This window comes from Micromonospora sp. NPDC051296, assembly GCF_040682255.1.
Taxonomy (GTDB): Bacteria; Actinomycetota; Actinomycetes; order Mycobacteriales; family Micromonosporaceae; genus Micromonospora; species Micromonospora craterilacus.
The window spans coordinates 1-19,047 of record NZ_JBFBAO010000095.1 but is presented as its reverse complement, the minus strand read 5'-3'; the positions used below and the strand labels follow the sequence as shown (position 1 = coordinate 19,047).

The following is a 19,047-nucleotide window of genomic DNA, read 5'->3' as shown; positions in this document are numbered from 1 at the left end:
CGGCAGATCCGGGGCCTGGCCGAGCCGGTGCTCGCCGCCGACCCGTGGCTGCGCGACCGGAAGCTGCTCACCCTCACCTTCCACATGCTCGACGCGCGCTCCGTCGAGCAGGCGGTCCTGGAGGGGTACCTCAACCAGATCACCGCCCTGCACCCTGAGGCGCCGGTGCCCGCCGTACACCGGTCGGACGCGCTGCTCGACGACGCGGCCCGGCTGCGCGAGCGGATGGGCGACGAGGCGTTCTTCGCCGCCCTGCACGACGGCGGCGGCGCGCCGGTGACCAGCGGCGCCGGACTGGCCGCGCACGTCACCCGGGCAGCCGGCTGGACGGCCGAGCGCTACGCCGCCGCTGCCGCCGCAGCGCCCGGCACCGAGCAGCGGGACCTGCTGGTGAGCGCCCTGACCAGCACGTTCTTTACCGGCGCGGTACGCAGTGGCGAGTACCTGGACCTGGACACCGGCCTCGCGGTGATCACCCGGCACGCCAAGGCCCTCGGGTACGACGCGCTGGTGCTCTTCCTCGACGAGCTGATCCTCTGGCTCTCCACGAAGCTCAGCGACCACGTCTTCGTCAACACCGAGGGTGCCAAGCTCAACAAGCTCGTGGAGTCCGCCGACGCCACCCGGCCGCTGCCGCTGATCTCCTTCGTGGCCCGGCAGCGCAATCTGGAGGACTTCCTCGGCCCGCAGGTCGGCGGCACCGAACGGGAAGCGCTGGCGCACGTCATGCGCAGCGTCCAGGGCCGGTTCGGCGAGGTCGCCCTCGCCGACACCAACCTGCCCGAGATCACCGAGAAGCGGCTGCTCAAGCCGCTCACCGACGAGGGGAAGGCGGTGATCGACAACGCCTTCGCCGCGGTCAAGGGCAACCGCGAGGTGTGGGACACGCTGCTGCTGGGCGCCCAGTACGGCGACGCCGGCATCGGCTCCGACGCCGCCGCCTTCCGCAAGCTCTACCCGTTCTCGCCGGCCCTGGTCGCCACGCTGGTGGCGCTGTCGCAGGCGTTGCAGCGGGAGCGGACCGCGCTCAAGGTGATGACCGAGCTGCTCGTCGCCCGCCGGGACACCCTGAAGGTCAACGACCTGATCGGCGTGGCCGCCCTCTTCGACCCGCTGGTGCTGCACGGCGAGCTGCCCGACCGACCCAAGCTCAAGCAGCTCTTCCAGTCCGCCCGGAGTCTCTACACGCAGAAGCTGCGGCCGATCCTGCTCGGCCTCAACAACATCGCCGAGGAGCAGGCGGCCGGGCACCAGCAGTTCCAGCTCGACGACAAGCTGATCAAGACGGTGCTGCTCGGCGCGCTGGTGCCCGAGGTGCCGGCGCTGCACAACCTCACCGCGGCCAAGCTGCACGCGCTCAACTTCGGCTCGATCACCTCGCCGATCCCTGGCTACGAGCGGCAGATCGTGCTCAACCGCCTCAACCGGGTCGCCGACAGCGCCGGGGAACTGCACCTCACCAAGACGCCCGACCCGGTCGTCTCGCTCAAGCTGCACGCCGTCGACTACGACAAGCTGCTCGACCTGGTGCCGGACGAGGAAACCACCACCACCGGGGTACGGCAGCAGCTGATCCGCGAGATGGTCACCGCCGAGATGGGCATCACCGGGGTTGACGGCCAACTCGGTGAGCTGCTGCACCCGCGCGACTGGCGCGGCCGGCGGCACACCGTCCAGGTCAAGTTCGGCAACGTACGCGACCCCGACACCATGCCGGTCTCGGCGCTGGTCGCCAGCGGGGAAGCCTGGCGGGTGGTCGTCGACTACCCGTTCGACCTCCAGGGCTACGAGCGCGCCGCCGACCGCGCCCGGATCGAGAGCCTGGAACGCGGCTCCCGGACGGTCTTCTGGCTGCCCTTCTTCCTGACCGACGAGGTGATGGCGAAGGTCGGACAACTCGCCAAGATCAATTATCTGCTCGGTAACGGTACCGGCGACCGGCTCAACTCGCTCGCCGCCGACTGGTCCCTCGCGGACCGGCAGCAGGGCCGGGTCTACCTCCAGCAACGCCAATCGCAGCTGCGCAGCACCCTGCTCGGCGCACTGATGCAGGCGTACGGGTCGGCCACCTCGCGCGGCTCGGACGTGCAGGACGACAGCGTCGGAGTGTTCCACACCCTCGACGACGGCCTGCGCCTCGGCGACCCGCGCGGCGGGACGCTCGCCGAGGCGTTCCATCACCTCACCGGGGAACTCCTCGCCTGGTCCTACCCGGGCCGTCCCGCCATGCCGGACGACGAGAAGCCGGTCACCCGCGGCGAGCTGAACAAGATCCTGGAGTACGCCAAGCAGGCCGCCGCCGACCCCACCCGCGGCGTCACCGTGCCCAACCCGGCCGACCAGCGCATCCTCCGCCGGGTATGCAACAACCTGCGGCTCGGTGAGATCGTCGATGGGCGGTACGTGCTGACCACCTCGACCTGTCGTTGGAGCCAGCACCTGCTCCAGGCCGCCGCCAGCGAGGACTACACCAACCACTTCCCGGTGCACGTGTTGCGCCGGCTCATCGACGAGCCGGCCGCGTTCGGCTTCGACCGGGAACTGCAAAACCTGATCATCACTGTCTTCGGGCTGGAACAGCAGCTCGCCTGGTACCAGCACGGCGGCAAGGTCGACGTGACCCAGCTCGCCGCCGTGCGCGACGAGCTTGAGCTGCGACACCCGCCGATGCCCGACGAGCAGGCCTGGGCGGACGCGGTGCGCCGGGGCGCAACGATCTTCGGCGGGGTGCTGCCCGTGTGGCGGACCCCGGCGAACCTCGGTGAACTCGCCGGCACGCTACGCTCCTCGGCGGCGGCTCGACGCAAGGCGGCCAGCGAGCTGGTCGATGCGCTGGCGGCGCACGCCGACGTGCTGGGACTGGACGCGGCGGCGGCGACCGGCCGGCTCGCCGCCGCCCGGCGGGCGGCCCGGTTCGTGGCCGAGGTGGCAACCGAACGCGACGACGTGGTGCTGGTCGAGACGGTGGCCCGCGCCGATCTCGGCGACATCGACGACAAGGCCGTGGGCGAGGTGCTGGCCCACGCGGGCGAGATGGGCCGCTCTCTGGCCCAGGCCCACCAGTGGCCGCTGCTCCAGGCCATCGCGGCCAGGGCCGCCCACGACGAGCGGGCGCGGAGGATCATCGAACGGCTCCGGGACATCGCCCGGCGCGAACAGCACGGGCAGGATCTCATCGACGCGCTCCGGACGGCGGTCGAGGCGTCGGCGGCGCTGCTCGCCGCCGAACAGCCGAAGCCCGAACCGACCGAGCGCGGGACGCCGGTCGTTACGCCGCCCTCACCTGAGCGGCTGGTGACGGATCACCATGTCGTACCGGCGGTGCGGACACCGGCCGACGACGATCCGGCCACGGTTGCGTCCGGTGACGGTGCCGACCCGCGATCGGGTGAAGGACCGGTCACGCCCCTGGACGGCGGGGGAGTCGCCACCCGGCACCACGAGGTTGTCGACGCCACGACCTGGCAGAAGGTCGCCGCCGAGATCGGGGCCGCAGTGGCCGCTGGACGCCACGTCACCGTTACCTGGGAGCTCCGGTGACCGCACGTGACCCGTCCCGGGGTGTGCTCGGTGAGGTGGGATCGTGAGCGCGCCGGTCAGCGCCGCGCAGCCGGACGCTGTCCGCCGCAAGCTCGAGGCGTGGCTGGCCGAGGGCGACCCGGCCGACGCCATCGCCCTGAAGGCCCGCCCCGAATGGCCGGCGGAGCCGGTGCTCACCGTCGACGGCACTCGCGTGCGCGTGGTGCCGTGCCCCACCCCGCTCGCCGCCCGCGCCGCCCTGCACGACCGGGTCGACGGCGAACGGCTGGTGCTGCTGACCGAGCTGACCGACAGCGACCTGGGCGACGGGCTTCTCGCCCACCTCAGCAAGCAGACCGTCCGCAAGATCGATCCGTGGGACCTGGTCCGGCAGATGTTCGGCGGGGTGACCGCGCTCGACCCGACCCTGGTTCGGGTCGGGCGCTGGGTCGCCAACGCACTCACCGATCACGCCCCGACTGACGGGTGGCCCGCCCCGCCCGGCGCGATCCTCACCCGGGACCACGCGCTGCGCAGCCTCGCCGCGGAACTGCTGGCGCTGCCACCCGCCGAACTCGACGACAGCGGCCTGGTGCAGTGGAGCACCGACGCCCGCCGGCAACTGCGGTTCACCGCCCTGCCCGACGCCGAGGCCGAGGGGATCACGGCGTACCTGACCAGCACCGCCGGCCCGGCCGCCGTCCCGATCATGGCGGCCGTACGGGCCGGGCACGGCGTCGACGTGATCCCGCTGGGGTTGCTCGCCGGGCTGCTCTGGCCCGATGGCAGCGAGCATGCCGAGGTGGAGGCCGTCGTCGGGCAGGCCCGGCTGGAGCCCCGCTTCGGTGGATTGCGGCTTGCCCCGAAGCAGGCTGAGACGCTGCACGAGGCCGCCGAGGCGTGGGTCTACCGGACGGTCGACTCCAGCGACGACGGCCGGCAAGAGGCGATGCGGATCCTCCGGCGGGCCGAGGCGATCGCCGCCGAGATCGGCATCACCGGGCTCCTCGGCGCGTCCACCGTCCTGCCCAGCGGATTCGTCCAGCGGCTGCGGGCCTTCGCCGACGCCGTGCGGCTCGCCGTGCCGCCCGGCGGGTCGGTGCCGGCGGCCGCGGTCACCCGGGCGCAGAACGCGCTCGCCCCGGTGGAGGCGCACCGAGCCACCGAACCGCGCCGGGAGGAGACCGCGCGGATGGCCGTCCGCCTGCTGCGCTGGCTGCACACCGCAGACGGCCCCCCGCCGGCCACCCTGCTCGACGCGGTGCACCGGCAGGTCCGGCAGGACGGATGGGTCGATCGGGCCCGGCTGGACGTCTTCGCCGGCGACCCCGACCCGCAGGTCGCCGAGGCGTACCGGCTGCTGCACCGCGCCGTGGACGCCCGGCGCTCCCGCCACGACCAGCAGTTCGCCGCCCTGCTCGCCGCCGCGACCGCCGCCGAGAGCGAGCCGGGTGCGCTGCTGCGGGTCGAGGACGTGCTCGACCGGGTGGTCCAGCCGATCCTCGACCAGGGCAGCCGGGCGCTGCTGCTCGTGCTCGACGGCATGGGCATGGCGGCGGCCACCGAGCTGGCCGAGTCGGTCACCCGCAGCGGCGCCTGGGTGGAGCTCACCCCCGGCGGCGGGCCCCGCACCGGCGTGCTCGCCGCCCTGCCCACCGTGACCGAGGTCAGCCGGTGCAGCCTGCTCAGCGGGCGGATCGCGGCCGGGGGCCGGCAGGCCGAGCAGAAGGCGTTCAGGCAGCGGTGGCCCACCGGGCGGCTGCTGCACAAGGCGGCGCTGCGGGCCGGTGCCGGCACGGCGCTGGACCAGGAGGTGCTGGCCGCGCTCGACGACGCGTCGATCCCGGTGGTCGCCGCCGTCGTCAACACGATCGACGACGCCCTTGACCGCAGCGACCCGGGCACCACCGTCTGGGGCGAGGAGACCATCACGGCCGTCGGCGACCTGCTGGCCTCGGCCGCGGACCGAGTGGTCGTCCTCGTCTCCGACCACGGTCACGTCGTCGACCGCGGACCGGAGTCGCGTGCCCTGCCCAGCGCCAGCAGCGAGAACCGGTGGCGACCGGCCACCGGCCCGGTTGCTGATGACGAGGTCGCTGTGAGCGGCAGCCGGGTGGCACTCGACGGCGGCTCGGTCATCCTGCCCTGGCGGGAGGAGGTGCGGTACGGGCCGCGCAAGGCCGGCTACCACGGTGGCGCCGCACCGGCAGAGGCCGTGATCCCGCTGCTCGTGCTGGCCGCCGGTGACGACCAGGCCGTACCCGGATGGTCCGGCGCACCCGTGGCCAGCCCGGACTGGTGGCGGGAACCGCTGCCGGAAACATCCACTCCGCCTCCCGCACCGGCTTCGCCGGGCCGTCGCCGGCCCCATCGGCCTGTCGAGCCGCAGCCTGAGGGCCTCTTCGACTTGGCCCCGGTCGCGGCGGCGCCGGCCGCTGCGCCGCAGCCCGCGCCGATCGCCCCTGATCTGGTGGTGGCGCTGCTCGCCAGCGACCGGTATGCCCAGCGCCGCGACCCCCGGATGCCACTCGCCGACGAGCGGGTCGCCGCGTTGCTGCGCGCCCTGCTCGATGGTGGTGACCGGGCGGCCCTCGACACGCTGGCCGCCCGGGCCGGCGTCCCGGCGCACCGCATCCACGGCACGATGACGGCACTGCGCCGGCTGCTGCAGGTCGAAGGCTACCCAGTGGTCACCATGGATCCGGACGGGCGCACCGTCCACCTCAACCGGGATCTGCTGATCGAGCAGTTCGAGCTGGAGCCGCGGTGACCGTGGAGATCTCTGCCCGCCGCCGACGAGACATCGTCGACGCGCTGCGTCGCGGCGTCGTACCGAGCAACGGGCTCGACGCGCTCGCGGTCGGGTTGGACCGGTTCACCGCCGCCCTCGACGACGACCTCGACCGCGTCGCTGGCGGCGGCAGCGTGTTCAAGGCCGTACGCGGCGAGTACGGCGCGGGGAAGACCTTCTTCACCCGCTGGCTGGCCGAGCGCGCCAAGCGACGTGGCTTCGCCGCCGCCGAGGTGCAGATCTCCGAACTGGAGACGCCCCTGCACCGGATGGAGACCGTCTACCGGCGGCTGGTCGAACACCTCAGCACCGAGCAGTTCGCGCCGAGCGCGTTCCGGCCCGTGCTGGATGGCTGGATCTTCGCGTTGGAGGAGGACGCCCTCGCCGGAGGCACGATCGCGGAGGACGACGCGGAGGCCCTCGACCAGGCGGTCGGCGAACTGCTGGAACGCCGACTGGGCGAGATCTCCCGCAGCACGCCCGGCTTCGCGGCTGCACTGCGCGGCTACCGGGCCGCCACCGCCACCGGCGATCACCGTACGGCCGACGGCCTCGCTGCCTGGCTGGGTGGTCAGCCACACGTCGCCGCCGCGGCACGCCGGGTCGCCGGGGTGAAGGGGGACCTCGATCACTACGCGGCGCTGAGCTTCCTGCGCGGCCTGCTGACCGTCCTGCGCGACAGCGGGCACCAGGGGCTGTTGCTGGTGCTCGACGAGGTCGAGACGCTGCAACGGGTACGCTCCGACGCGCGGGACAAGGCCCTCAACTCGCTCCGCCAGCTCATCGACGAGGTGCACGCCGACCGCTTCCCGGGCCTCATGGTGCTGATCACCGGCACACCGGCCTTCTTCGACGGCCCGCAGGGGGTTCAGCGACTCGCGCCGCTCGCCCAGCGGCTCGCCACCGACTTCGGCCCGGAGCCGCGCTGGGACAACCCCCGCGCCACCCAGTTGCGCCTCCCTGGCTTCACCACCGACGCGCTCGTCGAACTCGGCCAGCGGGTACGCACGATCTACGCCAGCCCGGCGGTCGACTCCCGGGTGGACGACGAATATCTCGCGGCACTCGCCCGAGCCGTCACCGGCGCGCTCGGTGGTCAGGTCGGCGTCGCCCCGCGCATCTACCTGAAGAAGCTGGTCGCGGACGTGTTCGACCGGGTCGACCAGTTCGCGGACTGGGATCCTCGGCGCCACTACGAGCTGACCCTGCGGGCCGACGAGCTGTCCGAGGTCGAACGCAACGCGGCTGCCTCTGCCGACGACATCGAACTGCCGATCTGACATGCTTCCGGAGCTCGACCCGGTCGTCCTGCACCACGTGGTCAACACGTTGGGCTGGCGTGACCTGCGCCCGATGCAGCGTGCTGCCGTCACCCCGGTCCGGGACGGGTCGGATGCGCTGCTTCTGGCCCCGACCGCCGGTGGCAAGACCGAGGCCGCGCTGTTTCCGCTGCTGACCCGGATGGCGCAGCAGCGGTGGACCGGCACCTCCGTGCTCTACCTCGCCCCGCTGAAGGCGCTGCTCAACAACCTGCAACCCCGCGTAGAGCAGTACGCGGGCTGGCTCGGCCGCCGCGCCGCAGTCTGGCACGGCGACGTCAGCACCTCACGCCGGCAGGCCGTCCTCTACGAGCGCCCCGACATCCTGCTCACCACCCCCGAGTCGCTGGAATCAATGCTGGTCAGCACGAGGGTCGACCACCGGCTGTTCTTCGCCGACCTGCACGCCGTCGTCGTCGACGAGGTGCACGCCTTCGCCGGTGACGACCGCGGGTGGCACCTGCTGGCGGTGCTGGAACGGCTGAGCCGGGTGGCGGGGCGGCCGCTGCAACGGATCGGGCTGTCCGCCACGGTCGGCAATCCGGGCCAGCTCCTGACCTGGCTCCAGGCCTCGGGCGCAGGCCACCGGCCGGCCCAGGTGGTTGCCCCGGACGCGGTCGCGGTGGCCGACCGTCCACCGCCAGGCGACATCGAACTGGACTACGTCGGCTCCCTCGCCAACGCGGTAACGGTGATCGCGGGGCTCCACCACGGGGAGAAACGCCTGGTCTTCTGCGAGTCCCGACAGACCGTCGAGGAACTCGGCCAGATGCTGCGAGAAAAGGGAGTGGCCACCTACCTCTCCCACGCGTCGCTCTCCGCCGACGAGCGCCGCCGAGCCGAGGAGGCGTTCAGCGACGCCCGGGACTGCGTCATCGTCTCGACCAGCACCCTCGAGCTGGGCATCGACGTCGGGGACCTCGATCGGGTTATCCAGATCGACGCGCCCGCCACGGTCGCCTCGTTCCTCCAACGCCTCGGCCGCACCGGTCGCCGGCCCGGAACCAGCCGCAACTGCCTCTTCCTGACCCTCGACGGGGACGCGCTGACCGAGGCAGCGGCGCTGCTGCTGCTGTGGTCTCGTGGCTGGGTGGAAGCAGTGAGCCCACCACCGGAACCGCAGCACATCGTCGCTCAGCAGATACTCGCGCTCTGCTTGCAGGAGCATCGGGTCGGCGACCAACTCTGGACACATGCCTGGAACGGGCTGGGCCCCTTCGACAAAAACGCCCGCCCGATCGTCCGTCACCTGGTCGAGCACGGCTACCTCGATCAGGACGGCGGCATGCTGTTCATTGGTCCGGCTGCTGAAGCGCGCTTCGGTCGTCGTCACTTCATGGACATGACGGCAGTGTTCACTGGACCACCGGAATTCACGGTAATGCTCGGGCGAAACGAACTCGGCCGGGTCGATCCGAGCCTTCTCACCGAGGAGGTCCGAGGCGACCGTCGGCTACTCCTGGGCGGCAGAAGCTGGCGAGTGACCTACATCGATTGGCGCCGCCGACGGTGTTTCGTTGAGCCGGCTGACGGCGGGGGACGAGCCCGCTGGCTGGGCACCGGCTGGGCGGGTCTGGGCTTCGAACTGGCGCGTGCTGTCCGGGAGGTGTTGCTCGGTGCCGACCCTCCCGTGAAGTTGACTCAACGAGCTGTGAATCGGCTTGCTCAAGAGCGTGATGAGAAGCTCCGCCTCGTGCACCCCGGCGGCAACGTGATCGTCCGCGAGAAGGATGGCGACCTACGGTGGTGGACCTGGGCAGGCTTCCGGGCCAACGCAACCTTGACCGCGACGCTTGGCGAGGCGATCGACCCGGTGGAACGCTTCGATGACTGCAGCATCCGCATGCGGGAGGACTTGACACCAGCCGCGTGGGCTGCGGCCGCCGCAGCGGCGGACGAGCGGCTCTGCCTGCCCGAGATTGATGAAAAAGCCGTCAACGGCCTAAAGTTCTCCGCCGCCCTCCCGAAGCGGCTGGCCATGGCGACGCTCGCGGCTCGCTCAGTCGATCTTGAAGGCGCTGCCGTCATCCTCCGTCAACCGACCCGCTTCGTCACTGGCATACCGACCTGAACAAGCCGAGCCATCCCGCTGCGCGGCCGGGTCACCAGGCGCCAGCGGAACTGCACGTCAAATCGTCAGGGCGTCTGGGCGCCGGCGGCGCGGGGTGTGGCGGCGGTACGGGCTCACGCTCGGCTCGTCCATCAGCCAGAACCGCCACGGTACGTCGTGCGCCGCGGTCACCCCGACACGAGGGCCGGCGGCGATCAGGGCCGGGTCGACGGGGGCTGACGGCGGGGTCAGGCGCACCGGCCCGGACCCGTCGACGGCGCAGGTGCCGTTGGCGTCGCGGCCGAGCCCGAGCGCGGTGACGAGCCGGGCCGGCCCGCGTGCCAGGTCACGATCCGGGGGATGGTTGCGGCGTTCCCGGGCGAGCTCGATCCCGTCGGTCACCTCGCCCGCCCGCAGCAGGACGGCAGCCGCCTCACCCTCGTGGCCGCACACGATGTTCATGCACCAGTGCATGCCGAACACGAAGTACACGTAGACGTTCCCGGCCGGGCCGAACATCACCTCGTTGCGCGGAGTCGGTCCGCGATGGGCGTGGGAGGCCGGATCCTCCCCGGTGCCGGCGTACGCCTCGACCTCGGTCAGGCGGAGGCTGACGCCGTTGGCCGACACGGCCCAGCCGAGGAGGCTTCGCGCTGCCACCGCCACCTGCGAGGCCGGGGTCTGGAGCCAGTGGTGCGTCATGGTGAGGGCAAGGGTACCGAGGGCGTTGGAGATCGCCGCCTGAGCGCGTGGCGCGGGAACAGCGGTCCGCCGCGCCCCGAGCTTGCCGGGGCGCGGCGGATTCCGCGCTGGTTACTTCCTGGTCGTCGGGATCAGCTGACCCACCAGGCCGTGCGTCTCGTCGTCCGGCCCGGCACTGAACCACAGGGTCCCTTCGCCGCCGGTGGTTTCGGTGCCCGGTAGGAGCGCCCACAGACCGTCGATGACGATCGTCTCGCCCTCCTCGTCCCGCAGTTGGCCCTTGAAGCCGTCGCGGTCGAACACGTTGATCCGGCCGTCGCCGAAGTTGCCGACGAGCAGGTCGCCGGTGAACTCGCCGAAGCCCTTCGGCGCGATGGCGAGGCCCCACGGCGCGTTCAGAGTCCCCTCGCTGGCGATCCGCCGAACCTTGGTGCCGAAGTCGGTGAACAGGTCGACGAAGCCGAGGCCCGGGCCATGCACGTCGTCCTTCGCGTCCGCGTCCTGCTTCGCGTAGGTCACGAAGACCTTCTCGCCCACCGCCAGTACGTTGAACGGCGCGAAGCCCTCCGGCAGGTTCCGGTCCCGGAAGAAGGAGTCCGGCAGGTTCACCCGGTCGAAGTTCTCGTCGAACACGTCGATGCGTGCGTGGTGGAAGTCGGTGGCCAGCAGGAAGTTGCCGACGTCGGTCTTCAGCAGCGTCACGCCCTTGTAGATCGCGCGGTTGGTGTGCGCCACCACGACCGCGGTGGTGTCCGTGTCCGGGTTCCAGGCGGTGACGTCGCCGCCCTCGCTGACGAAGATGAAGGCGGCCGGTTTGTCGTTGCCCGGCCCGGGCACCTCGAAGCCCTTGGTGTCGTTGAACACGACCCCGGTCGGCGCGCCAGCGGGGATGGTGACGGTGCGGACCTTCTCCACGGCCTTGCCGTTGATGCCACCGCTGTAGACGGTGGCGGTGTTGGTGCCGTTGTTCGACACCCACAGGGGGGTCGTCGGCCCCAGCGCCAGCCCCCATGAGTTGACGGCGTCCGGGTCGACGAGCGCCGGATCTCGTGCCGGGTCGTCGGAGACTTGGTTGATCACTCTGAAGCGTGGGCCATTACGCTCCTCGTGGCCGCCGCTGTCCGACTTTCCGCCGCGGTCGTGATCACCTCCGTCGCCCATTGCCACTGTGGCGGAGACCGCCACCGCCGCGCTGACCATCGCTGCGACGGCCAACAGCCGTCCACGCGTTCTGATCACCTGGTACCCCTTCCCTGGGAAACAGTCGCTTGGCCTGATCCGGCGGCAAGCCCTCATGGCCGCCGCATCGGGATGCAGGCGCTGGATGGCATGCTCGGCCCACGCAAAATCGATCTCTGGCGGTTTTCCCCCATTCGGGGCAAGCAGTGCCTAGTACATGAAACATATCCATAACACCGAGGCAATTGGTCGCTTTTGGGAGGCAGCCTCCGGTCCGCACCCGAACGGGTGTCACGGCCTCATCGGGCTGCCGCGGGGTGACGCCGGCCACCGCCGGTGCCGCCGGGCCCGGAATAGTTGACTCGTCAAATATGTTGTCGGGTGGGTCCGGGAGCCGCGACGGCCCCGGTCGGACGACACGAGGGAGCTGGTCATGCAGTTCGGGGTCTTCACCGTCGGCGACGTCACGGTCGACCCGACCAATGGTCGCGAGCCGACCGAGGGTGAGCGGATCAAGGCGATGGTCACCATCGCGCTCAAGGCCGAGGAGGTCGGTCTCGACGTCTTCGCCACCGGCGAGCACCACAACCCGCCGTTCGTGCCCTCGTCGCCCACCACGATGCTGGGCTGGATCGCGGCCCGTACCGAGCGGCTGCTGCTCTCCACCGCGACCACGCTGATCACCACCAACGACCCGGTGAAGATCGCCGAGGACTACGCGATGCTGCAGCACCTGGCCGACGGCCGGGTCGACCTGATGATGGGCCGAGGTAACACCGGTCCGGTCTACCCCTGGTTCGGCCAGGACATCCGCAACGGCATTCCGTTGGCCATCGAGAACTACGACCTGCTGCGCCGGCTCTGGCGCGAGGACGTGGTCGACTGGAAGGGTCGCTTCCGCACTCCGTTGCAGTCGTTCACCTCGACGCCGCGTCCGCTCGACGGCGTGCCGCCGTTCGTCTGGCACGGGTCGATCCGCAGCCCCGAGATCGCTGAGCAGGCCGCGTACTACGGCGACGGCTTCTTCGCCAACCACATCTTCTGGCCGGCCGAGCACACCCGCCGGATGGTGGGCCTCTACCGGCAGCGCTTCGAGCACTACGGCCACGGCTCCGCCGACCAGGCCATCGTCGGCCTCGGCGGCCAGGTGTTCATGCGAAAGAACTCCCAGGACGCGGTACGCGAGTTCCGGCCGTACTTCGACAACGCCCCGGTCTACGGGCACGGCCCGTCGCTGGAGGAGTTCACCGCGCAGACTCCGCTGACCGTGGGTAGCCCGCAGCAGGTCATCGACCGTACGCTCGGCTTCCGCGACTACGTGGGCGACTACCAGCGGCAGCTGTTCCTCCTGGACCACGCCGGGCTGCCGCTGAAGACCGTGCTGGAACAGCTCGACATCCTGGGCGAGGAGGTCGTACCCGTGCTGCGCAAGGAGTTCGACTCGCTGCGCCCGGCCCACGTGCCGGTCGCACCCACGCACGCCTCGCTGCGGGCCGCCGCCGAACGCGCCGCGCAGACCGGCGGGACCCCGGCCGGTGACCTGGCCGGGACCGGCGCGGAGGCCGACCGGTGACCTCGCGCACCCTGGCGGTGGTGTCGGCCGGACTCAGCCAGCCCTCGTCGACCCGACTGCTCGCCGACCAGCTCGCCGCGGCCACCCGCGACGAGCTGGTCGGGCACGGCGAGGACGTCGAGCTGCGACCGGTGGACCTGCGCGAGCACGCCCACGACATCGTCAACCACCTGCTCACCGGCTTCCCGTCGGACCCCCTGCGGCAGGTGCTCGACCAGGTCACCGGCGCCGACGGGCTGATCGCCGTCACACCGATCTTCAACGCCTCGTACAACGGGCTGTTCAAGTCGTTCTTCGACCTGGTCGACGCCGACGCGCTGGGCGGCCGGCCGGTGCTGATCGGAGCCACCGGGGGCACCGCCCGGCACTCCCTCGCCCTGGAACACGCCCTGCGGCCGATGTTCACCCACCTGCGGGCGGTGGTGATGCCGACAGCGGTCTTCGCCGCACCAGAGGACTGGTCCGCCGGCACGGCGGACGGCGCGCTACGCGCCCGGATCAGCCGCGCCGGCCGCGAACTCGCCGAACAGGTGCACCAGCGTCCGCCGTCGAGCGGGCCGGCCGACCCGTTCGCCCTCACCACCAACTTCGAGCAGCTGCTGCACCGCGGCGACGGCTGACCCCGAGCGAACCCGATGGCCGCCCCGCCGCCTGCCGGCGGGGCGGCCGTCGCCAGCGGCGCAGGCCGCCGTGGCCGGACGGGCTCAGCGCTCCGGCTCGTACCGGTGGGCGACGAGCACCGGGCAACGGGCGTGCTGCACCAACGCCTGGCTGACCGAGCCCAGCAGCAGACCGGCGAAACCGCCCCGGCCGCGGGATCCGACCACCACCAGCGCGGCGTCCCCGGTCGCCTCGATCAGCGCCTGGTCGGGTTTCGGCGCGGCGATCATCCGTTCCTCGACGGTCAGGCCGGGGTGACTGCCCCGGGCCGACGCACCCGCCGTGGCCAGCAGCGCCGCCGCCTCCCCGCCGTCCGCGGCGTCCCGCTCGTCGGCGACGTGCACCAGCACCAGGGCGGCACCGCGACGGGCGGCCTCCTCGGCGCCGAACCCGACGGCGAGTTCGGCCGACTCCGAGCCGTCCACCCCGACCAGCACCGGCCCCTCAGCCGGGATCGGACGGTCGGGCGGCCGGACCACCAGCACCGGGCAGTGGCCGTGCGCGGCGACCTGGGTGCCGACCGAGCCGAGCAGCAGCCCGGCGAACCCGCCCAGGCCCCGGCTGCCCACCACCACCAGCTCCGCCCGCCGGGACTCCTCGACCAGCGTCGCGCCCGGCCCGCCGGCCACCTGGCGTACCTCCACGGTCAGCCCCGGCCACCGGTCGACCAGCTCGGCGGCGGTCTGTTCGAGCATCTTCCGGCCGTCCTCCGACGGCGACGGCAACCCCACCTCGTACGGGTTGATCGGCACCCCGTAGCCGAGCGGATGCAGATAGCCGTGCACCAGGTGCAGCGGGCGGGACCGCCACACCGCCGCCTGCGCCGCGTGCTCCGCGGCGACCAGGCTCGGCGGTGATCCGTCCACCCCCACCACGACAGGTCGGTTCATCGGGCCTCCAGAGGTCGGTCAGGTCATTGTCGTTATGGCCCGCCGGCGGGCCGGCCCCGACACACCACCAAGGGCCGGCCTACCAGCGGCGGGCGGGCCGCACCGGGGGAGCGGCGCGACCCCGTCGGTCAAGATCCTTCGACCGTACGCGGCCTCCGTACGATCGCCAGCGGGGAGTGGGCGTGGTGCAGCACCGCGTGGCTGACCGAGCCGAGCAGCAGGCCGCTCAGCGCACCCCGTCCCCGCGCGCCGACCACCACCAGTTGGGCGGCACGGGACTCCTCCACCAGCGCCCGGGCCGGGGAGCCCCGGACCAGTCGCTGCCGCACCGGCACCTCCGGATAGCGCTCGGACCAGCCGGCGACGGACTCGGCGAGGGTGCGTTCCTCCTCCTCGCGGAAGGCGTCCAGGTCGTAGACCAGGGGCAGGATGTCACCGGGGCCGGCCGGCGTCGGGTACAGCCAGGCGTGCACCGCGATCAGCTCGGCGCCGCGGCGAGCCGCCTCCTCGAACGCGAACCCGACCGCCTCCTGGGAGAGTTCCGAGCCGTCGACACCGACCACCACCGGCCCGTCCGCCCGCGGTTCACCCCGCACGACCAGCACCGGGCACTCCGCGCGGGAGCTGACCTGCACGGCCACCGACCCGATCAGCAGCCCGGCGAAGCCGCCCAGGCCCCGGCTACCGAGGACGACCAGTGCGGCGTCGCGGGTCTCCGCGAGCAGCACGGCCGCCGGTGCGCCGTCGACCACCGCGCCGGTGACCGCCACCTCCGGGGCGGCCTTGCCGGCCTCGGCCACCGCCTCGGCGACGCACTGCTCGGCCTGGTTGCGCAGGCCGGCGTCGGCGGGCGCCCCCGGTGCCGGACCCAGCGGCACCCCCATGAGGGGCCAGATGAACGCGTGTACCACCCGTAGTGGGCGGTGCCGGTACGCCGCCTCCCGCGCGGCGGCCCGGACGGCGTGCAGCGCGACCTCGGAACCGTCCACACCCACCACCACGGGGGCACCGGTGTTGCTGGTCATCTTCGTCCTCCTTCGGTTCGCCACCAGCCTGACCTATCCGACGGCGCCACGGTCCGGGACCGCGGTTCCCGTCCGCGGGCCACCACCGTCGGACCCCGCCGCCGGGCGGCGGGTCAGTCGCAGGGCCAGGCCGGGCAGGGTGCTCACCGCGGCGCAGGCGAGCAGCTCCGCGACGCCGAGCGGCTCGGTGCCGAGCAGTTCCCGCAGCGGCGGCAGCAGCACGCCGGCCACCTGCAGCAGCGCGGAGACGACCACCGCGATCGGCAGCGCCAGGTTGCCCCGCCGCCCGGACGGCGGTCGGGGCGCGCGGACCGCCAGCGCCACCCCGAGCTGGGCCAGGCCGAGCACCACGAAGACCACCGACTGCCAGGGCCGGTCCCATCGGGCGGCGAGCAGGCCAGCGCCGAGCGTCACCGCCGAGATCAGCGCCCCGGTGACCAGGATCTGCCGGCCCAGCCCGACACCCAGCACCGACTCCCGTGGCGAGCGCGGCGGCCGGCGCAGCGTCCCGGGTTCGGCCGGCTCGGCGCCCAGGGCGACCCCCGGCAGGCCGTGGGTGAGCAGGTTGATCCAGAGGATCTGTGCCGGCAGCAGCGGCACGGCCAGCCCGAACAGCGGCCCGATCAGCATCACCGCGATCTCGGCCACGCCGCCGGAGAGGGCGTAGCGCAGGAACCGGCGGATGTTGTCGTAGATCCGGCGGCCCTCGCCGATCGCGGTGGCCACCGTGGACAGGTCGTCGTCGACCAGCACGAGGTCGGCCGCCTGCCGGGCCACCTCCGTGCCACCGCCCATGGCCACGCCGATGTCGGCCCGCCGCAGCGCCGGGGCGTCGTTGACCCCGTCACCGGTCATCGCCACCACGTGCCCCTGGGACTGCAACCCGGCGATGATGTCGAGCTTCTGCTCCGGCTGGGTACGCGCGAACACCCGCGCCGCCGGGTGCGGGTCCGCGGGGTCGCCGGCGTCGCCGCGTACCACCGGATCGCCCTCGTTCCAGAGCCCGAGCTGCCCGGCGACGGCCGCCGCGGTCGCCGGGTGGTCGCCGGTGACCAGCACCAGCCGGACCCCGGCGTCGGCGAAGCTGGCGGCGATGTCCGGCGCTCCGGCGCGCAGCGGGTCACCGACGGCGACCAACCCCACCGGGCGCAGCCCCTTCGGGTGGGCCGGATCGGCCGGCGGGGTGTCCACCAGGGCCGCCGCCAGCGCGAGCACCCGCAGCCCGTCGCCGGCCAGCCGGTGCGCGGCGGCGGTCAGGTCGGCCAACTCCTCGTCGGTGGCGTCGAGCAGCGACGAGGTGAGCACGCTTTCCGGCGCACCCTTGCACACCACCAGGAATCGGCGGTCGCAGGAGCGGTGCACGGTGGTCATCCGGCGCAGCTGCTGGTCGAAGGGGTGCTCGGCGACGCGCGGCCAGGCGCGGCGGATGGCCTCCGAATCCAGGCCGCACCGGGCGGCGAACGCCACCAGCGCCGCCTCCAGCGGATCACCGACGGCACTCCACCGGGGCTGCTCGGCGGTCGGCGCAGCCAGGGTCGCGTCGTTGCACAGCAACCCCGCCCGGGCCAGCCGGCGCAGCTCGTCCGGCACGGCCACCGGCACGCCGTCGCGGTGGACCGTGCCGTGTGGGGCGTACCCGGTGCCGGTGACGCCGAACCGCACGCCGTCGGCGGTGACGGCGTGCTGCACGGCCATCCGCCCCTCGGTGAGGGTGCCGGTCTTGTCCGAGGCGATCACGGTGACCGAGCCGAGCGTCTCCACCGCGTGCAGCCGGCGGGGGATCGCCCGGGCCGCGGCCATCCGCCGCGCGCCGAGCGCGAGGGCCAGCGTGACCACCGCGGGCAGGGACTCCGGCACCGCGGCCACCACCAGGCTCACCGCGGTGACCGCCATGTCCACCGCCGACCGGCCACCGAGCACGCCGACGAGGAAGACCAGCCCGGACAGGAGCACGGCGGCGAGGCCGAGGATCCGACCGAGTGAGGCGAGGCGGCGCTGCAGCGGGGTGGCGGCCGGCCGGGTGGTGGCCGCCAGGGTGGCGATCCGGCCCAGCGCGCTCGCCGGACCGGTGCGTATCACCGTGCCGGCGGCCCGGCCGGTGGTCACCACCGTGCCGGCGCTGGCCTCCTCGCCGGCCTCGCGGACCACCGGCACCGACTCGCCGGTCAGTGCCGACTCGTCCAGGTGCAGCCGGCTCGCGTCGTCGAGCAGCAGGTCGGCGGGGACCACGTCGCCGGCCTCCAGGCGGACCAGGTCATCACGGACCAGTTCGGCGGCGGGCAGCACCACGTCGCGGCCGTCGCGGACCACCCGGGCGGTCGGCGCGGCGAGCTGGTCGAGCCCGGCGATCGCCCGGTCGGCGCGGACCTCCTGAACCACTCCGATCGTGGTGTTGACCAGTACGACGAGCAGGATCACCGCCGTGTCGGGGTAGTCCCGCAGTGCCGTGGTGACCACGGCGGCGGCCAGCAGCAGGGCGACCAGCGGGTCGGTGAGCTGTCGCAGGATCCGGGTGGCCAGGTGCCGGCGGGGTGGCGCGGCGGCGGCGTTCGGCCCGTCGACCAGCAGCCGGCGGCCAGCCTCCGCCGAGCTGAGCCCGGCCGTCGGTGCCGACCCGGCGACGAACTCCGCCCGCACCGGCACGTCCTCGCCCACGACCTGGAGCCCTCCGGCCACCGTCCGCTCCACCCTTCCCCACGGCCTGCCCCCGCGGCACGCCTCCCACCACCAGCCTCGTCCGGCCCGGCGCCACCCGGCAGGGGCGATCCGCCCGCGCGGGCCGGGACCAATGGCCCTGCCGACCCGGCCGCCTGATCACCGCAGGACGGCGCCGACGGCGACCGGGCGGGCCACCGTCGGCGCCCTCCAACCCGGCGGGCAGCCGGTCAGCGTTCGACGACCAGCCGGCGGGCTCGCAGCAGCCGGGCCCACCAGGGCCCCGGGGCCTGGGGTGCCGGTGGGCGCAGCCCGCGGAAGCTGACCCAGCCGCCCGGCCCCATGGTCAGCGCGCCGACCGCGGGCGGCCGCCGCCGCCCCAGCAGCGCGACCCCGGCAGCCGCCAGACCGACGGTCAGCACCCCGGCGGTGGCGGCCAGCAACCGGTCCGGATCGGGCAGGCGCCGGTACCGGACGCACCCGTCGGCGGCGACGAACACCCCCACCGGGCGGCCGTCGCGGATCACCGGCACCAGCGCGACCGGCGGTGTGCCGGGCAGCTCCAGCACCGGCCCGACCGGCCCGGGCGGTGCCGGCTGCGGAGGCGGGGCCGGTCGGGGCGGTACGAGCGGCACCGGACCGGTGGCGTTGAGGATCGCGGTCATCTCAGGTTCCTCCGATCGG

At 73.0% G+C, this 19,047-nt stretch carries 12 protein-coding genes; 6 read left to right on the top strand and 6 right to left on the bottom strand.

The window, feature by feature from the left end; translation table 11 throughout:
* From AB0M52_RS13060 to AB0M52_RS13045, 4 genes are all read left to right on the top strand, one after another.
* The coding region (locus AB0M52_RS13060) for a phage resistance protein (protein ID WP_363952786.1) at positions 1-3,540 on the top strand (3,540 nt) is incomplete at its 5' end.
* A 43-nt stretch (positions 3,541-3,583) separates the two neighbouring features.
* Positions 3,584-6,289 carry a BREX-2 system phosphatase PglZ gene (pglZ, locus tag AB0M52_RS13055; protein ID WP_363952784.1) on the top strand — a complete coding sequence of 902 codons (2,706 nt, stop codon included), beginning with the start codon at positions 3,584-3,586 and terminating at the stop codon, positions 6,287-6,289.
* Entirely contained in the window at positions 6,286-7,590 is a 1,305-nt protein-coding gene (brxD, locus tag AB0M52_RS13050) for a BREX system ATP-binding protein BrxD (protein WP_363952782.1), read from the top strand. The genes pglZ and brxD overlap by 4 nt, the downstream gene beginning before the upstream one ends.
* A gap of 1 nt (position 7,591) precedes the next feature.
* Positions 7,592-9,700, top strand: a complete 2,109-nt coding sequence (locus tag AB0M52_RS13045; protein WP_363952780.1) for a DEAD/DEAH box helicase — start codon at positions 7,592-7,594, stop codon at positions 9,698-9,700.
* 57 nt (positions 9,701-9,757) lie between these two features.
* On the opposite strand, the gene AB0M52_RS13040 is transcribed toward AB0M52_RS13045, so the two are convergent.
* The gene (locus AB0M52_RS13040) at positions 9,758-10,381 is read right to left on the bottom strand and encodes a DNA-3-methyladenine glycosylase (protein ID WP_363952778.1); all 624 of its coding nucleotides are present in this window, start codon (positions 10,379-10,381) and stop codon (positions 9,758-9,760) included.
* A 111-nt stretch (positions 10,382-10,492) separates the two neighbouring features.
* Complete coding sequence (locus tag AB0M52_RS13035) at positions 10,493-11,461, bottom strand: TIGR03118 family protein (protein WP_363952776.1); 969 nt, start codon at positions 11,459-11,461, stop codon at positions 10,493-10,495.
* Positions 11,462-11,993: 532 nt separating this feature from the next.
* Between AB0M52_RS13035 and AB0M52_RS13030 the strand changes: the two genes are divergently transcribed.
* Together AB0M52_RS13030 and AB0M52_RS13025 are read left to right on the top strand one after the other, a co-directional pair.
* Entirely contained in the window at positions 11,994-13,133 is a 1,140-nt protein-coding gene (locus tag AB0M52_RS13030) for an LLM class flavin-dependent oxidoreductase (RefSeq protein WP_363952774.1), read from the top strand.
* The gene (locus AB0M52_RS13025) at positions 13,130-13,753 is read left to right on the top strand and encodes an FMN reductase (protein WP_363952772.1); all 624 of its coding nucleotides are present in this window, start codon (positions 13,130-13,132) and stop codon (positions 13,751-13,753) included. The genes AB0M52_RS13030 and AB0M52_RS13025 overlap by 4 nt, the downstream gene beginning before the upstream one ends.
* 84 nt (positions 13,754-13,837) lie before the next feature.
* On the opposite strand, the gene AB0M52_RS13020 is transcribed toward AB0M52_RS13025, so the two are convergent.
* From AB0M52_RS13020 to AB0M52_RS13005, 4 genes are all read right to left on the bottom strand, one after another.
* A complete protein-coding gene (locus AB0M52_RS13020; protein ID WP_363952770.1) occupies positions 13,838-14,683 on the bottom strand; it encodes a universal stress protein in 846 nt (281 codons plus the stop codon).
* Between the two features lie 128 nt (positions 14,684-14,811).
* Positions 14,812-15,708: a universal stress protein gene (locus AB0M52_RS13015; protein WP_363952768.1), complete on the bottom strand. Its 897-nt coding sequence runs from the start codon at positions 15,706-15,708 to the stop codon at positions 14,812-14,814.
* A gap of 33 nt (positions 15,709-15,741) precedes the next feature.
* Entirely contained in the window at positions 15,742-18,384 is a 2,643-nt protein-coding gene (locus AB0M52_RS13010) for a cation-transporting P-type ATPase (RefSeq protein WP_363952766.1), read from the bottom strand.
* Positions 18,385-18,593: 209 nt separating this feature from the next.
* The gene (locus tag AB0M52_RS13005; RefSeq protein ID WP_363952764.1) at positions 18,594-19,028 is read right to left on the bottom strand and encodes a hypothetical protein; all 435 of its coding nucleotides are present in this window, start codon (positions 19,026-19,028) and stop codon (positions 18,594-18,596) included.
* Between the last annotated feature and the right edge of the window lie 19 nt (positions 19,029-19,047).

Bases quoted from the DNA above. Each gene is read 5' to 3' on its own strand.
- AB0M52_RS13045 (WP_363952780.1), top strand. From the start codon at position 7,592: ATGCTTCCGGAGCTCGACCCGGTCGTCCTGCACCACGTGGTCAACACG.
- AB0M52_RS13040 (WP_363952778.1), bottom strand. From the start codon at position 10,381: ATGACGCACCACTGGCTCCAGACCCCGGCCTCGCAGGTGGCGGTGGCA.
- AB0M52_RS13030 (WP_363952774.1), top strand. From the start codon at position 11,994: ATGCAGTTCGGGGTCTTCACCGTCGGCGACGTCACGGTCGACCCGACC.
- AB0M52_RS13020 (WP_363952770.1), bottom strand. From the start codon at position 14,683: ATGAACCGACCTGTCGTGGTGGGGGTGGACGGATCACCGCCGAGCCTG.
- AB0M52_RS13015 (WP_363952768.1), bottom strand. From the start codon at position 15,708: ATGACCAGCAACACCGGTGCCCCCGTGGTGGTGGGTGTGGACGGTTCC.
- AB0M52_RS13005 (WP_363952764.1), bottom strand. From the start codon at position 19,028: ATGACCGCGATCCTCAACGCCACCGGTCCGGTGCCGCTCGTACCGCCC.